This window comes from Proteinivorax hydrogeniformans (assembly GCF_040515995.1).
Lineage (GTDB): Bacteria > Bacillota > Proteinivoracia > Proteinivoracales > Proteinivoracaceae > Proteinivorax > Proteinivorax hydrogeniformans.
In genome coordinates this window covers 415607-431366 of sequence record NZ_CP159485.1, presented here as the reverse complement: position 1 = coordinate 431366, position 15760 = coordinate 415607, and the positions used below count along the sequence as shown (strand labels likewise).

11 protein-coding genes are annotated in these 15760 nt (G+C 37.9%); 1 reads left to right on the top strand and 10 read right to left on the bottom strand.

Annotation, left to right across the window (positions count from 1 at the left end; all coding sequences use genetic code 11):
* Positions 1 to 12: 12 nt before the first annotated feature.
* The 4 genes from PRVXH_RS02095 to deoD form a co-directional block, all read right to left on the bottom strand.
* Positions 13 to 1182, bottom strand: a complete 1170-nt coding sequence (locus PRVXH_RS02095) for a SpoIIE family protein phosphatase (RefSeq protein WP_353893665.1) — start codon at positions 1180 to 1182, stop codon at positions 13 to 15.
* On the bottom strand, positions 1182 to 2885 hold the full coding sequence (locus tag PRVXH_RS02090) for a [Fe-Fe] hydrogenase large subunit C-terminal domain-containing protein (RefSeq protein ID WP_353893664.1): 1704 nt from the start codon (positions 2883 to 2885) through the stop codon (positions 1182 to 1184). Before PRVXH_RS02090 ends, PRVXH_RS02095 begins: the two co-directional genes overlap by 1 nt.
* Positions 2886 to 3054: 169 nt before the next feature.
* Complete coding sequence (locus PRVXH_RS02085; protein ID WP_353893663.1) at positions 3055 to 4293, bottom strand: Glu/Leu/Phe/Val dehydrogenase; 1239 nt, start codon at positions 4291 to 4293, stop codon at positions 3055 to 3057.
* 250 nt (positions 4294 to 4543) lie between these two features.
* The gene (deoD, locus tag PRVXH_RS02080) at positions 4544 to 5257 is read right to left on the bottom strand and encodes a purine-nucleoside phosphorylase (protein ID WP_353893662.1); all 714 of its coding nucleotides are present in this window, start codon (positions 5255 to 5257) and stop codon (positions 4544 to 4546) included.
* 269 nt (positions 5258 to 5526) lie between these two features.
* Between deoD and PRVXH_RS02075 the strand changes: the two genes are divergently transcribed.
* On the top strand, positions 5527 to 6717 hold the full coding sequence (locus PRVXH_RS02075; RefSeq protein ID WP_353893661.1) for a radical SAM protein: 1191 nt from the start codon (positions 5527 to 5529) through the stop codon (positions 6715 to 6717).
* A 1782-nt stretch (positions 6718 to 8499) separates the two neighbouring features.
* Here the strand turns inward: PRVXH_RS02075 and PRVXH_RS02070 are convergent.
* The 6 genes from PRVXH_RS02070 to PRVXH_RS02045 form a co-directional block, all read right to left on the bottom strand.
* Positions 8500 to 9105 (bottom strand): TetR/AcrR family transcriptional regulator, encoded by a 606-nt coding sequence (locus tag PRVXH_RS02070; protein WP_353893660.1) that lies wholly within the window; start codon positions 9103 to 9105, stop codon positions 8500 to 8502.
* 12 nt (positions 9106 to 9117) lie between these two features.
* Positions 9118 to 12264: an efflux RND transporter permease subunit gene (locus PRVXH_RS02065; RefSeq protein WP_353893659.1), complete on the bottom strand. Its 3147-nt coding sequence runs from the start codon at positions 12262 to 12264 to the stop codon at positions 9118 to 9120.
* 153 nt (positions 12265 to 12417) lie between these two features.
* Positions 12418 to 13620: an iron-sulfur cluster carrier protein MrpORP gene (locus tag PRVXH_RS02060; RefSeq protein ID WP_353893658.1), complete on the bottom strand. Its 1203-nt coding sequence runs from the start codon at positions 13618 to 13620 to the stop codon at positions 12418 to 12420.
* Positions 13621 to 13656: 36 nt separating this feature from the next.
* Complete coding sequence (locus PRVXH_RS02055) at positions 13657 to 14541, bottom strand: ATP-binding protein (protein WP_353893657.1); 885 nt, start codon at positions 14539 to 14541, stop codon at positions 13657 to 13659.
* On the bottom strand, positions 14519 to 15391 hold the full coding sequence (locus PRVXH_RS02050) for an ATP-binding protein (RefSeq protein ID WP_353893656.1): 873 nt from the start codon (positions 15389 to 15391) through the stop codon (positions 14519 to 14521). Before PRVXH_RS02050 ends, PRVXH_RS02055 begins: the two co-directional genes overlap by 23 nt.
* Positions 15378 to 15746 carry a NifB/NifX family molybdenum-iron cluster-binding protein gene (locus PRVXH_RS02045; protein ID WP_353893655.1) on the bottom strand — a complete coding sequence of 123 codons (369 nt, stop codon included), beginning with the start codon at positions 15744 to 15746 and terminating at the stop codon, positions 15378 to 15380. The genes PRVXH_RS02050 and PRVXH_RS02045 overlap by 14 nt, the downstream gene beginning before the upstream one ends.
* Positions 15747 to 15760: the final 14 nt, after the last annotated feature.

Here is a 15760-nt window from a genome sequence, read left to right as displayed (position 1 = left end):
CCCCCTTTAGTTTTAATAAAAATCTATAGACACTTTTTTGCCCATGCCTTCTAACTGCTCTGCTATTCCCTGGATAACCTGGATTTTAATTCCTAAGTTAGGCAAGTCAGGGTTTTGGTGGGCTGGATTTATTGCCTGCCCTACATAAAATTTAATATGAGTACAATCCTCTATAAACATTTTAGTTAAAAGAGAAGCTCCATCTTTAGCTTTTAAATCCCAAGTAGATTCTTTTAAATGAGTGTCAACCAAATACTCTTCGATGTTTTCTAGCACCTTTGTAAGCGTAATTACCCCTTCTGTCACCAGATCTATACCTTCAATTTTGGCAATAGGAGGAACTTCAGAAGTTCCAGATTTTACATCAACTTTTATCTCCTTTTTTGTTTCTCTACTTATTATATTTGCCGCAGTTCCGCCACAAACCACCTTTTTCCCTCTAGAGTTTAAGAACTTATCTACTAGCAGATGGTCGTCATTTTTATCTTTAGGTGGACCGGAGAAGATTTGCAAGATTTCAGGTTGACGCATTTTTACAACAAAAGCTGATGTATCATCGCCTGGTTTTTCATTATATAAAAAGTTTGAAGTATCTATCAATCTTTTAGATATTACCTTGGCACACTTTTCAATCTTTGATTGCTTGATTAGGTATTCCGCTACATTTTCCCATTTCCACCCTAAGTTAAGCACGCCACCAACCCCTGCATGAATAGCGCCATCACTTACTAATATCAGCATATCCTCTTTTTTTAACTGGGTTTCACTTTCAAGAATTTTTTTGCCGTGCATGACTCTCTCTTTTTTTTCTAGTTCAACCAACCTGCTGTTTCTTATAAAGAAGACTGGTGGATTATCATACTCAATGATATGAGCTTTACCATTTTTTGATATTTTTAAAATCGCAAAGGTAGAATAAGCAAGTTTGCGGACGTTGCAGACAGGCAGGGTGCTCGCTATGGTTTCCACAGTCTCGTAGATGGTTGCCCCTCCTTTAAGCATCGTTCCAGCAATCTTTGTGGTCATGGTAGCTAAAATGTTTGCTTTGACGCCACTTCCTAAGCCGTCAGCTAATATTATTATAATATTTTCATCTGTTTCGATAACTTCAATGTTGTCCCCACATAACTCTTCATTGTGTTTATTTATATTGTCATAAGCATAGTCTAAAAAGAAGTCCATCACTCATTCCCCCGCTCCTCAATCACTATATCTTTAAGTTTTGTCAAGGCAACTTTTGTTTCTGCTGTAGTTTCGCCTAAAAGTCCAGCCACCTCTTGTGCTACTCTCATTTGTTTATCTATAACGCTTTGGGCCACATCTAGGGTGTTTTTCTTAACCCTAACTAACTCTTCTTTATTCTTTTCTTCAGAAGTTACGTCAGTCATTATTGTCATTAATACGCTTTGTTCCTTTAAATATATAATGTTGGCAATTAGGATAACTCCATGTTGAGAGTATTCTATTTTTTTGCCTATCATGTTGGATTTTGTCTCCAGCACCTTCTCAAAAATTTCTTCGGATATTACCTCGCCTATTCTTTTACCTTTGATTTTTTCTACATTTTTGTTAAATAACTTTTCAGATGCAGGGTTAAACTCTTTGACAGTTAAGTCAAAGCCGACCATAAAAATTGCATTAGGACTGTGGTCAAAAATTACATTCTTTAAACTTTCTGCTTTGGAACGCATATAAGGAAGGCACATATTAACATGGGAACTTCCTCTTAAAATGGATTCTGCCAACTCCCTACACGTACCATATCCGCAGGCGTTACAGTTAAGTTCATCTTCTTTTTTGTTTTTTCCCATGCTGTTTAGCACACCTAGGATCTGTGCGTTAGTGTACTGGTGCTCTTTAACCTCTTTAGCTGAAACCTTTCTACTAATATCAATAGGTTCTTTGCAAATGTTAGAACCTTCCTCATTATCACTTTTTTTAATATAATCTCTTACCCGTTTTTTTCTAACATGATAGCTGACTGCATCTTTAGGTATACCGGTGCCGTCAATACAGCCTCCAGCGCAGGACAGCATTTCCAGAAAAAGTCCGCTCAGCTCTCCTTTTTTAATGCTTTCTAGTAACTCTTTACACTGCTCTACCCCCGTCACAACCAGTTTTTCGAACCTTTTATTTTTCTCTTCCGCTAATTTTATTTTACATGGAATTAACTTCCCCTTGTTGGTTCCCTTTCTATCAAAAGGTTGAGGATCAAATTTTTGCAAATCCAAGCTCTCTTCCTCAAACCATTTTTGTAGTTCAACAAAGGTGAGTACAGAATTAATTATCCCTTCATATTGTGGTTCTTTAGCTTCTACTTTTTTTGCTATACAAGGACCAATGAAAACTACATATACATCCTCACCGTAAAACTGGCGTATGGATTTGCCATGGGCCACCATCGGTGATACAACCGGCATCATATATTTCTTAAGCTCGGGATAATATTTCTCAACTAGATAGTTAGCGGAAGGACAGCTTGTAGATATTAAATTATCTAGGGTTGAGTTTTCTGTATAATCCTCATAACTATCTAGTATCACATCAGCTCCAACCGCTGTTTCCTCCACTGCATAAAACCCTAGCTTTTTTAACGCAGAAACAATTTGCTCCCCTTCTTTTAACGAAAAAGCGCCTGGAAAAGAAGGAGCTAAGCTTGCTATAACCTTTTTATTAGATGACAAGGCATCCTTTACTTCCTGAACCTTATCTTTTATAAAAAAGCCGTCGTGCTCACAAGATACATAGCACTCGCCACAGGATATACAACGCTCTTCATCATTTTCCTGACGATCCCCAAATACAGAAATTGCCTTTGTATGACATGCTCTAATACATTTATAGCAATTTACGCACTTTTCTTCAGAAAAGCTGATAAAATTCATCCCCTCACCTCTTTTTGTTATTTTTTTCACATACTATGTTATATTATAACTCATTTTCTTTGTAAATCCAACCATAGCATTAAAAATTGTCCTAAAAATTTGCGTTAAATTAATAACCAAAGATACCACTTGCTTTTGCATGTGGTGTCTTTGGTTGAATTATCCTTTTCTAACTTAGCTTATATTTAAGTCCTTCCACTATCCGCTTAATAGCAATTAGAAACGCCGCTTCTCTTATGTCAACTTGGTTTTTCTGATGCATGTCAAATATATCTTTAAAGGCATTAACCATCATTTTTTCTAATTTCTGGGTAACTTCATCATAATCCCAATAGTACCCTGTTTTGTTTTGGACCCATTCAAAATAAGACACTGTTACGCCCCCGGCACTTGCTAAGATATCAGGAACAACTAATATCCCTTTTTTATATAATATCTTACTAGCTGCAGTAGTTGTTGGTCCATTTGCTGCTTCAGAAACTATTTTTGCTTTGATATTATGGACATTTTTTTCGGTGATTTGATTTTCTAAGGCAGCAGGTATTAAAACATCGCAATTTAACTCTAAAAGCTCTTCATTTGTTATAACCTTGCCACTTCCATATACCACAGAGCCTTTACTATTTTTAACTTCTAATAACTCTTTTGGATTTATTCCTTCGGGATTGAAAAGCCCTCCCCTGCTATCGCTAACACCTATAATTTTTGCTCCTGAATCAAATAGGATTTTTGCTAAGTTAAATCCAGCGTTTCCAAAGCCTTGGATACAAACTGTTGCCTTGTTTACCGACAAATTAAATTTTTTTAGCGCTTCTTTGGTTGTAATAAAACAACCCATTGCCGTTGCCTCATCCCTTGCTGCTGACCCACCCAAAATTAGGGGTTTGCCAGTTACCACACCGTAATCTGTATATCCCTTTAGTTTGCTAAACTCATCGACCATCCAAGCCATTACTTTTTCGTTGGTATAAACATCCGGTGCCGGTATATCTTTTTCGCTACCTACTATCGGAGCTATGCTTCTTATATACCCCCGTGCAATGCGCTCTAACTCTCCATAGGAAAGCTTTTTGGGGTTACAGTTCACTCCCCCTTTACCTCCACCAAAGGGAACGCCAACTAGGGCGCACTTTATGGTCATCCACATCGACAGGGCTTTAACCTCATCTGCAGTAACGAGAGGGTGAAATCTAATTCCGCCCTTAGCAGGACCTAGGGTGTCGTCGTGCTGCGATCTATAGCCTGTAAACACTTCAACCCTACCATCATCCATCCTCACAGGAAACGAAACCTCCATAACTCTTTCAGGCTGCTTTAAAATTTCATAATACCCTCTATCAACTTCAAGCTTTTCACAAGCTATCCTTATCTGTTTCTGAGCCTCTTCAAAAACATTTATACCTGTCAAACAGACACCTCCTTATTATCAAAACCTCTTTAACTAATATACATAATTTATATTCATTAAAAGACGTATTGTGCAGCAAAACTATTATATCAATAGTTATTTAATGCATAGATTATTAATGCCGGCTATCCCTAGCTAAGTGTTATACCACCGAAGTCTTTGCAAAAAAAGAACAAACGAGTAGCCTCAGCTTTGCTTAGGCTACTCGTTTTTATCATTATCTTCTTAAAATCAAAGCTTAGCTTTAATACTACTCTGCCATTTCCAAAGCGATTTTCATCATGTTTGTAAAGGCGTTTTGTCGCTCGTCAGAAGTTGTCTCTTCTTTTGTTGCTAAGTTATCTGAAACAGTAAGAATACATGCTGCTTTTTTGCCGGTTACCCTAGCATTATGGAAAAGTGCAAAAGCTTCCATTTCTACAGCTACGCAGCCGTGCTTGTCGTAAATTTCTTTATATTCATCAAAGTTTTCTCTATAAAATACATCAGAAGAATGAATTCTTTCTCTATGCATAGGGATATTAAGCTCATCGGCGTATTTTTGAAGCCTTTCGTTTAATTCTGGAGTTCCTTCGATAACATCACCTTCGTAACCGCCTTGCACTTTTGCAAAGCTAGACTCACTCCAGGCATCCTTTGCCAAAATCACATCATATAGCTTTACATCTGGAGTATATGCTCCACAAGAACCTATACGAATAATGTTTTCCACTCCGTAAAACTTGTAAAGCTCATAGGAATAAATTCCAATGCTTGGCATTCCCATACCACTTGCCATAACTGAAATTCTTCTTCCTTTGTAAGTACCGGTATATCCTAAAACATTTCTAACCTTGTTAAACTGTTTTACATCCTCTAAAAAAGTATCTGCAATGAATTTTGCTCGCAAAGGATCCCCCGGCATTAGCACTGTTTTTGCAATCTCGTCCTTATTTTTCGACTCAATATGTGGTGTTGGTAACATAATTTTTTCCTCCTCAAATACGATTTATATCCAACCTTTCTATAGACTGGATAATTGTAACAACTAAAACTATTGTAAGTAGAATTGTATCTAGTTTTTGCTAATTTTGCAAGGTTTATGTGTTAAAAAGTTGCTTTCTTGTAGTTTGTCTATACACTGTTGACAGTATAACTTCATCTGTTAGAATGAGTTTTAAGTTTGGATTGTAAAAGTGTGCCTTACAGCCATTTAATCTAGAAAATTTTAAAAATTGGAGTGAATTTATATCCATGTTTAAACCTACAGCACAACTTAAAATAGCACTAACACCTGACTGCAATAATGATTGTCCAATCTGTCTTAACAGTACTACACGCTCTAAAAATGGCAAACAGCCTAAGCTATCCTTCAGTAAAATTAAAGAGATAATCGACGAAGGCGCAAATTTAGGGATGATAGGAACTTACTGGAGTGGTGGCGAACCGTTAGTTGAATATAATAGCCTCCTTCATTTAATAGAGTATTCAAGCAAAAAGTCGATGCTTCCTACTATTGTAACAAACGGAGGGCTAATGGGAGCCTTCGGTAAGTACAAGGAGCTAAATAAAGATATCTTAACAAAAGCTGGGCTATACCATTTAGACACAAAAGAGATCGTAAAAAGCCTTAAAAATGCTGGTCTTAGCCGAATATACTTTAGCGTTGACAACAATCATACAACACTAGCAAAAGCAAACTCGGGAATTTATAATATCGTCCCTGTCCAAGTAGTATCTGACGTCATTGATGAGTTTTTAAATCAAGGCTACGGTCAAAAACATAGTCTAGACGCCATAGGTCATAGGCTTAGAGTTACCGCTACTTCTAGTGGTTTGTGGAGTAATTCTACCAATAAAATTTTGCAAGCGGCAATGGATCAACTTGATATGGAGATGGAGTATGTTTATTCAAATCAAACAAAGATGTATTCAAACTCAAAAGGAAAAGTGCTTCTTAAGCATCTAGAAGTTGCGGACATTGGAGATGCTGCAAGTTTAGATAACAGGAGGCTGGAAAATAAAGACAAAGAGCAACTTTTCAACATTAGCTGCCCCCACTTTATTCAAAGAGAAAACGCCTACGACAACGGAAAATATCATGGTGATTTATTTGTTGATTTTGATGGTGTTGTGTATACTTGTGGAAATCATGCCTATCCAATCGGCAATGTTTTAGAAGAATCCTTAACATCCATAATAGAAGGAGTTAACTTTCCAAATAAGACAAGTAACTTTTATTTAAATAGAAAGACCTTTAATGCACTATTACAGCTGTCCTCAGATACCAATGTACAGTCTAAAGCAATAGGACAAGCTTTCCGTTTAATAAACAATAAAAATCCTAAACTATTAGCTGACCTTAAAACCCAGTGCGGTGCTTGTAACAGTCTAGGAACCGACGAAGAATTGCAAAAAGCTTTTCTTAAGGTTTATGATAATTAAATAAGTTGGTTAGTTGGTTAGTTGGTTAGTTGGTTAGTTGGTCAGTTGGTCGTTCAAACCCATTCATTTTAACGATGGTCTAGCGATGGCTAAGCAATTGTTTAACAATAGTTTAACTATCGTTAAAACTATCGAGCGTCCTATCTTCGGGACAGAGGGGACAGGTACGGCAGTCCCCATTGTCCCTTGGTTTTGTCAATTGGGGTCTTCCCTCTGCTGAAGGATTTGCTATATATTGGAGGGGTTGATTGAAGGCGGCGTCTTTTCTCCCTGTGAGTAAGGCTTTGACTTTGAGCTATCTTGCATTAACGTCAGAGACATGACAATGTCGACTCAAAGTTAAAGATGTCGAACATGTGGAGAAACAGCTTAGGCTTCTTACAAACCCGGAAATATATGCTAATCCTGAACTGACGGTGCTAGATGCAGCAGTCAATTGGTTAGTTGGTTAGTTGGACAGGATATCAGGAGCGGTTTGTTCTGCCTGGCAGTATTTGCTTTTACCACCTGCTAACTGCCAAATACTAAATACTAATTAGCCACGGTAAAGATTACGAAATAAGTTACATGCTGGGTCCAAACCCATTCATATTAGATAACCATATTTGGAAGGACCCGGTTTTAAATGCAGAAGGTCTAAAATATAGGCACTGTTTTATTAAGCTGCATATTATTACGGCTGTACGCCGTGGCCATTGCACTTCTCACTTGGGGTGTGGGGTCAGCCTGTCAAAATTAACTTTCTACAGTTCAGGAAAGGTAATTTTAAAAGACCGACCCCTGCATTTGGGCCATCGGGGTCTGGATTTGATACCAGTTTGGGACCTCAAGTAGCTGTCCGCTTTGGGTCGCGGACGTTGTGTGCGGGAGCAGGAGACTGCTCCCCTACGTGCAAACCCGGAGATATATTGCTAATCCTGAACTAACATATTTAAGTTCATAGATTCTTCACTTCGTTCAGAATGACAAGCTACTTTGGGCTTCAGTCCCAGCATCAGTTCAGTATTTCAAATCTTTAGATCCTAGTCCCAGCATGTAGCTTATTTATACGTTTTCGTGGCCAATTAGGTTAGTGGGGTCTGGGGTCAGCCTGAGACCCCTGCATTTGGGTTTTTCCTCTGCTGAAGGATTTGCTATATATTGGAGGGGTTGATTGAAGGCGGCGTCTTTTCTCCCTGTGAGTAAGGCTTTGACTTTGAGCTGGCTTGCATTAACGTCAGAGACATGACAATGTCGACTCAAAGTTAAAGATGTCGAACATGTGGAGAAACAGCCCAGGCTTCTTACAAACCCGGAAATATATGCTAATCCTGAACTGACATATTAAATGCGTCCATATTCGCTGGCCATCTACTGATGGGGCGACACTGAGGTCGCCCCCTACCTCTTCGAGGGGGCCATCTTGATTTTGTCATCGGGGTCTGGATTTGATACCAGTTTGGGACCTCAGTAGCTGTCCGCTTTGGGGCGCGGACGTTAGGTGCGGGAGCAGGTACTGCTCCCCTACAGTCATTGGGGTCGTCAATTGGGGAGCATCATTTGGGCGCATTAATTGGGGGTCAATTGGGGGTAGCCATCTTCGGTGACAGCATACCAGTCCCTTGTGTCACCTGGGTTTTAACGATTATTCTCAGGGTAAATACAACAAGTATAAAGCCCTGCGGTTTTATCCAGTAAAAAGGTTCCAATCATCAAAAGTCGATGATCGGAACCTTTTTTTATTTGTTTTGGCTATATATGGTCCAGCCTTTTTTGTGTGTCAATGATAGATGCAACATCTGGTTAAGATAGCAGTTTAATATAGGTATTATAAGCCTTTTCAATTATCTCTTGATGATTATATCCCACATCACCTTCAAAGTGCTTTTCATGGATAATAACGCACAATATAGAGGAAGAAATGGCAAAATACCAGTCAAATAACGGAGGCTTTTCCTCAATAATTCCATCTTCTACACTCTTGTCCACTATCTTTTCATAAAATTGGAGGTTACTTTTTTGAAGTTCCTCAAAACTATCCTTCATCAAAGAGTTGAGAGACTTGTATAAGTGACTTCCTGACTCAGACATCGATATAAAGCCTAAAATAGTGCGATGCTTTTTCTCCATCAATGATAATACACTTTCTAACATTAGGGTATAGTTTTCTTTAAAGCTGCGCTCCTCGCCAAAAGAATCTTCTAGATGGTTAATCCACTTTTTAAGCATGTAAGTGATAGACTCAGCTATAAGCTGCTCTTTACTGCTAAAATACTCGTAAACTGTACCTTTGCCAATGTTAGCTTTTTCAGCTATGTCCACCACTTTGATTTTACTTACATCATCACTTTCATCTATAAGGCTTAAAGCAGCCTCATAGATGAATTCTTTTTTCTTTTCAGTGGGCATCAAAAACACTTCCTATCCTAAAGTATCTTTTCTATTAAATGCATCGTAAAGTACAGGTATTATTATAAGTGTCAACACAGTGGAGTATATTAACCCTCCAACTGCCGTAATTGCCATCGGCTGTATCATTTCCATACCCATGCCCACTCCTAAGGACATGGTTGATAGGGCTATTATTGTGGTTATAGCAGTCATAACAATTGGGCGCAACCTGGTGTTTCCAGCTAAAATAATTGCCTCTTTTTTTGCCATACCAGATTCCCGAAGTTTATTAATATAATCCACAAAAACAATTCCGTTATTTACAACCACACCTGCTAATATTATAAGTCCAACAAACCCAATTATGCTTACAGGGTTTCTAGTTATAATTAGCGCTAAGAAACCACCGGTAAATGCTAGCGGGATGGTAAACATAACGATAAACGGTGAAAGTAATGACTGAAACTGCGCTACCATTATAAGATAGATAAAGGTGATACCTAATGCCAGCATTAAGAACAGATCGGCAAATGCATCCATTATCATCTCCATCTCTCCACCTATGTCGATACGGTAACCTTCAGGTTGCTCATAGTCCGCCAGTGCATCTTCAATCTCATTACTAACAAGTCCAATGTTATAGCCTTCTTCAACCTCTGCGGATACTGTAACATATCTTTGCTGGCCTGAGCGGTTAATCGAAGAAAAACCTGTCGTTTCTTCGATGGAAGATATATCTGTAATTAACACTTCTTTACCTTGAGGAGATTCTATAGTTAATTGTTCTAGGTCTTCATATCCAACCCCTTCTTTACTTTCATCATCCATTACAAAAATATCGTAATCATCTAACCCAATAGATAAAGTAGTGGCCGCCCCGCTGTCGCTAAGCAGGCTGTTAACTTCTGCAAAAACTTGAGCCACTGTAAGTCCATGGGCTATACTCTTATCTTTGTCTACAACAATGCTGTACTCTGGAGAAGTTCTATCTAAGCCATCAGAAACATTTATGGTTCCTTCAACGCCATCAATTATTTCTGCAACTTCTTTTGCTGTTTGTTCTAAAACATCTAAATCTCTACCAACAATGCTTAGGGAAACTCCTGCACCAGTTGTAGCTGCCATATCCATGTTATCATCATTTACAGTTATCTCTGATTCAAAATGACTCGTAACATTCCTAATTTCTTGGGCCACTTCATTTGTTGGTCTACGTTCACTTTCATCTAGGAGAACATACATAGAAATAGACTCACTACTTCCGCCCATTCCCATCATGCCCCCACCTAAAAAGGCTCCAACTGTTTCTACCCCTTCTATGTTATAGATTAGATCCATGATTTCATCAGATTTCTCTGTAGCTTCTTCAAAAGTTGTATCCTCTTCTAGCTCCATGCTAACGCTAAGCTGACCGGTGTCAGTTGCAGGCATAAACTCTGTCCCTAATCCAAAGGCTCCGTAAATACTTCCTATAAATAACGCAACAGCAACTATTAACACAAGCCACTTTCTACGCAGCGAAAAGGTTAGAACCTTAGTGTATCTAACTTTGATTGCATCTAATATTTTGTGCTCTTTTTGCTTATTAGATGTCATTACATTAGAAGCTATCATTGGAACTAATGTTAGAGAAATAAGAAGACTTGCCACTAGTGAATAAGCTATGGTAAGACCCATGTCACCAAATATTTCTCTAGTCAATCCGTGGGTAAATAGTATCGGCACGAAAACAGAAACAGTTGTCAAAGTAGAAGCGGTAATCGCGCCTGCTACCTGTCTCGCACCTTCTATAGCAGCATCTTTTGCGTTTTTTCCTTCGTTTCTCATCCTGTAGATATTTTCAATTACAACGATGGAATTATCCACCAGCATCCCTACACCTAGGGCTAGGCCACCCATCGAAATAATGTTAAGCGAAACATTGCTAAAGTACATCATTACAAAAGCTGCAACCAAACTAACTGGGATTGCAAAACCTACAGCGATGGTAGGCTTAAAGTCTCTCAAAAATAACAATAAAATAAATATAGCAAGCACTGCACCAGCAATTAGGTTATTTGTTATGGAAGAGATAACCATATCGACATACTCGCCTTGGTCCATAAGGGAAGTCATGCTAACTTCTTCGTATGTGTCCATAATTTCATCCATGCGCTCTCGCACATCTTGAGCTACCCCTGCTGTAGAGTAATCTGTTTGTTTTTGGATATCTATTATTATTGCATCCTCACCATTAACCTTGGCGTAAGAATCATCAGAGCTGTTTATAACGTTAATTTCTGCTACGTCTTCTAGCACTATAGAAGAAATGCCTTCCATAGGAGAAGGAACAATTTTAAGGTTCTTTAATTCCTCTATATCTTCAATATCATCTCCGGTTCTTACTAAATAATCAACACCTTCTTCAATGATATATCCTGCTGGCATACTAAAATTTTGGCCTGATAGTATTCCAGAAACCATGTCTTTTGTGATATCTATTTCTAAAGAATTTCCTCCAAAATCACCTAACTGCTCTTTTGGCGATGGTTGCAAATCCTCTTGGTTTGGAGCAGCCATTTGGCTCATAATCTCCTGTTGTATTTCTTGGTTAACTTCGTCGATTTTATCCTGTCTTAGAATAACTTCAATCTGATGCTCACCTAAACCTGACGCAGTTACTGAAGCAACGCCCTCTACACTTTCAAGATCTAAAATTACATTATCCGTTATCATCTGTGACGCTTCCGCAGTAGTTTGACCCTCCACTGATGCTGCTATCGACATAACAGGCATCATATCGGGATTTAACCTCATTATTGTGGAAGATCCTACCTCATCAGGCATAGAAGCAGAAATCATATCTAAGTTCTCTCGTATTTCTATCATGGCAGAATCCATATTAGCAGTTTCTTCAAACTCTAAAATAATCAATGATAGATTCTCTTGAGATACAGAACTAACTTCACTAATATTACTTAAGGTGGCCATAGACTGTTCCATCGGCCTTGTTAATACACTTTCTACCTCCTCGGGACTAGCTCCTGCATAGGAAGTTGTAATCACAGTAAAAGGCAGGTTAATGTTCGGCATTAACTCAGTTGTCATATTGGCAAAAGACACCCAACCTAAAATTGCAATTATTATTACCGCTACTACTATGGTATGTGGTTTTTTTACACTAAATAAGGGCAGCAAGGCTTTTCACTCCATTTCTATAATTTACGTTATCTGACCGACCGGTCGGTCAGATAACGTAAATTATAGTATACCAGCCTATCATTGTCAACTATAAAAAGGGCTGTCTCAATTAACTGAGACAGCCCTTTTTAAAAGCAGGTTGTGGCTGCTTTAATGATTCTCGCATTCCCCTGCATGCTGATGTTTACGGCAAACAGAGCCAGTTGATCTAAGGTTTCCTTCTAAATAATCTTTTATAACATCATTAACATTTCCTGTGGCACCTGTAATTACTTGTATCCCTTTCTCATTAAAAATGTTAATAGCACTTTGTCCCATTCCGCCGGAAATAATTATGTTTACTCCTTGTTCGTTCAAAAAATTAGGTAAAAACCCTGGTTTATGCCCGGGGTTTGGAACAAATTCTTTTTTGTCAATTTCTCCTTCTTTTATATCATAAATACTAAAACCTTCACAATGCCCAAAATGGCCAGAAACAAAATCTTTTTCACTAGCTATAGCAATCTTTTGTGTCATTTTTCCATCTCCTTTTGTCTGTTTGCTTTTATCTAGTTTTAAGCTTGGTATGATAGGATTAAGCCACAAGGGATCTATGGTTTCTATCTCACCGTTGTCACAAGCAGAAGCTATTTTAGGTTCAATAGGTAGTCTAGCAATAGATTGGATATTATGCTTTGCCGCAATCTTTTTAATATCGCTTTCACCAAATATTTTATGCTCGTTATCACATTTAGAGCATTTAAAATATGCCATATTTTCTACCAACCCTAAAATAGGTATATTCATCTTGTCAGCCATAGTGACCGCTTTAGATACTATCATTGAAACAAGTTCTTGAGGTGATGTTACTATAACGATTCCATCTATATCTAAAGATTGAAAAGCTGTAAGAGGCACGTCACCGGTTCCAGGTGGCATGTCTATAAACATATAATCAATATCTTCCCATATGACGTCTGTCCAAAATTGTTTTACTATATTGCCTATAATCGGCCCCCGCCAAATCACTGGGTCAGTATCTTTTTCTAACAATAAATTTATAGACATAATGTCTATCCCTTCTTTACTTTTGGCAGGTTTTATTTCTTGCTCATTTCCAACGACATGTCCTTTTAGCCCAAACATTTTTGGGATAGACGGACCTGTTATGTCAGCGTCTAAAATAGCAGTTTTATAGTCTTTGTTTTTCATGCTGACAGCTAACATTGAGGTCACTAAAGACTTGCCTACCCCTCCTTTACCACTTACTATACCGATTACTTTTTTTACATTACTTTTAGGATGTAATTCTGCTTTTAAGTCTTCTATTGTTTGGTTTTCATTTTCTCTTTTTACATTACAGCTTGTATCCATTTAATTCCTCCTCGTTTGCAAATACTTTTTATAAATCTAATCTTCATTTGGTGTGTGTTTATAGCCATTTATCCTACCATAAACGCTATTAAAAATATCCTTTATTGCTTCTGCTGCTTCACCATCGCAATCTACAATGTTTTTACCGCTATTAACTACTTTTACCGCTTTATCATCAAACGGAATTCGTCCTGCAAAAAAGATTTGCTTTTTATCACAGTAGCGTTCTATCTCTTTACTTTTTTCTAGGTTTAAATCGTATTTATTGATACACAATGCTGTTTTTACCTGGAACTTTTCTGCAGTTTTGATGATACGTTTTATATCAGATAAGCCGGAAACCGAAGGTTCAGCTACAACAAGTACCATGTCCACCCCTTTTATAGAGGCAATAACTGGACACCCAATACCAGGCGACCCATCGATAATAGCTAAATCAGTTTTAATCGAAGGGGAGGTAATCTGTTTTTTGACCTCCGAAACCAACAGTCCTGAGGTTCCTCTACCCATCTTTAGTTGTGCAGTGGAAAAAACCTCGCTATCATCGTAAAGAGTCAACTGTCCAGCTATATCAGGTTGTAAGGTCACAGCTTTGTTAGGGCACACTAGTTCACAAACGCCACAGCCCTCGCATTGATATTCATTTACCTTATAGACTTCCGCCTTATAAATTGCATCAAACCTGCAATGCTGCATACATATCCCACATCTAACACATAGTAAATTATCAATCTTAGCCTTCGGCAATCCATAATAATCACTATTTTTAGGTTTTATGCCCTGATTTGTAACAAGGTGTAAATTGGGTGCATCAACATCGCAGTCTGCGTATACTTTTGCGTTATGCAATTTTATAAAAGCGCTAGCCACCGTTGTTTTTCCGGTTCCACCTTTGCCACTAAGGATTAATAACTTTTTCATGCTTTACCTCCTTAGCTACTCTAACATATAAATCAGAAAACATCTTTTTATAAAGTTTACTTTCTCTAACAGCTATCTGACCATCACCGTTTAACTTGCCTAGTCTATGGTCAAAAGGGATTTTTCCTACTACTGTTATGCCTTTTTCTTTACAAAATTCTTCTGCAGGATTTTTGTCTTTTAAACATTTATTAAGTACAACACCAAAAGGTTTGTTAAACAACTTCACTAGTTCATATACCATTTCTAAATTAGAAGCCCCAAATATTGTAGGCTCTGCTACTAAAATACAGTAATCGGCATCTTTAATGCTATCCATAACTACACAGGAGCTTCCTGGAGGGCAGTCAATGATGGTAGTACCAGGCTCTTTTCTACACATTTTTACAAGCTCACTAATTATCGGAACCCCTGATTGCTCGCCGGGGTTAAGAACCCCTGTTAAAACTTTAACATTTTCTGACTTGCCCTCACTAATTTTACCGATAGTCCTATCTTCTTCTGATATAGCCTTCTGAGGACATACAAGAGCACAACCACCACAACTGTGACATATATCTTCAAAAACCATCAGTTTTTCCTGAATATATGCTAAGGCATTAAAATTGCAAAATTTTACGCATAAGCGACACCCATTACAACTTTGTTCACAAACTTTAGGATGTTGAACAAATACATTTTTTTCATTTTCGGTGCTAGGCTTTAAAAAAAGATGACCGTTGGGTTCTTCAACATCACAGTCGACATAAAGTGAATTTTCTATCGCCGCAGCTAAGTTAACGGATAACATTGTCTTACCGGTGCCACCCTTGCCGCTTAGTACAGCTATCTGAGTTTTACCTTCCGCCATGATGGTGAAACCCCTTATGGACTTCATCTAGCTTATTCAATTTATTTTCTTGAAAGCTTTCAATGTTTTCTTGAGCTATAGGAGAATTAGATTTAAAAATCTCTATCTTAGCTGCCTTTAAAACATTTGCTGCCTTTTCTCCACATCTAGGTGTAATCACGGCATCTACTTTTTTATCTGTAATAATTTGTGCAGTCATAACTCCTGCTCCACCTTGTGTTCTAGAGGCAACACTTTCAAAGAAATTTTCGTTTTTTGTTTCTGTATCGTATATCAAAAAATATGGAGCTCTACCAAAAGAATCACAAACACTGCCCTTTAATGATTTTTCTTCCATAGGCATAACTATCTTCACTTTAAACTCCTCCT

Bases quoted from the DNA above. Each gene is read 5' to 3' on its own strand.
- PRVXH_RS02055 (WP_353893657.1), bottom strand. From the start codon at position 14,541: ATGAAAAAGTTATTAATCCTTAGTGGCAAAGGTGGAACCGGAAAAACA.
- PRVXH_RS02050 (WP_353893656.1), bottom strand. From the start codon at position 15,391: ATGGCGGAAGGTAAAACTCAGATAGCTGTACTAAGCGGCAAGGGTGGC.
- deoD (WP_353893662.1), bottom strand. From the start codon at position 5,257: ATGTTACCAACACCACATATTGAGTCGAAAAATAAGGACGAGATTGCA.
- PRVXH_RS02070 (WP_353893660.1), bottom strand. From the start codon at position 9,105: ATGCCCACTGAAAAGAAAAAAGAATTCATCTATGAGGCTGCTTTAAGC.
- PRVXH_RS02090 (WP_353893664.1), bottom strand. From the start codon at position 2,885: ATGAATTTTATCAGCTTTTCTGAAGAAAAGTGCGTAAATTGCTATAAA.
- PRVXH_RS02075 (WP_353893661.1), top strand. From the start codon at position 5,527: ATGTTTAAACCTACAGCACAACTTAAAATAGCACTAACACCTGACTGC.
- PRVXH_RS02095 (WP_353893665.1), bottom strand. From the start codon at position 1,182: ATGGACTTCTTTTTAGACTATGCTTATGACAATATAAATAAACACAAT.
- PRVXH_RS02060 (WP_353893658.1), bottom strand. From the start codon at position 13,620: ATGGATACAAGCTGTAATGTAAAAAGAGAAAATGAAAACCAAACAATA.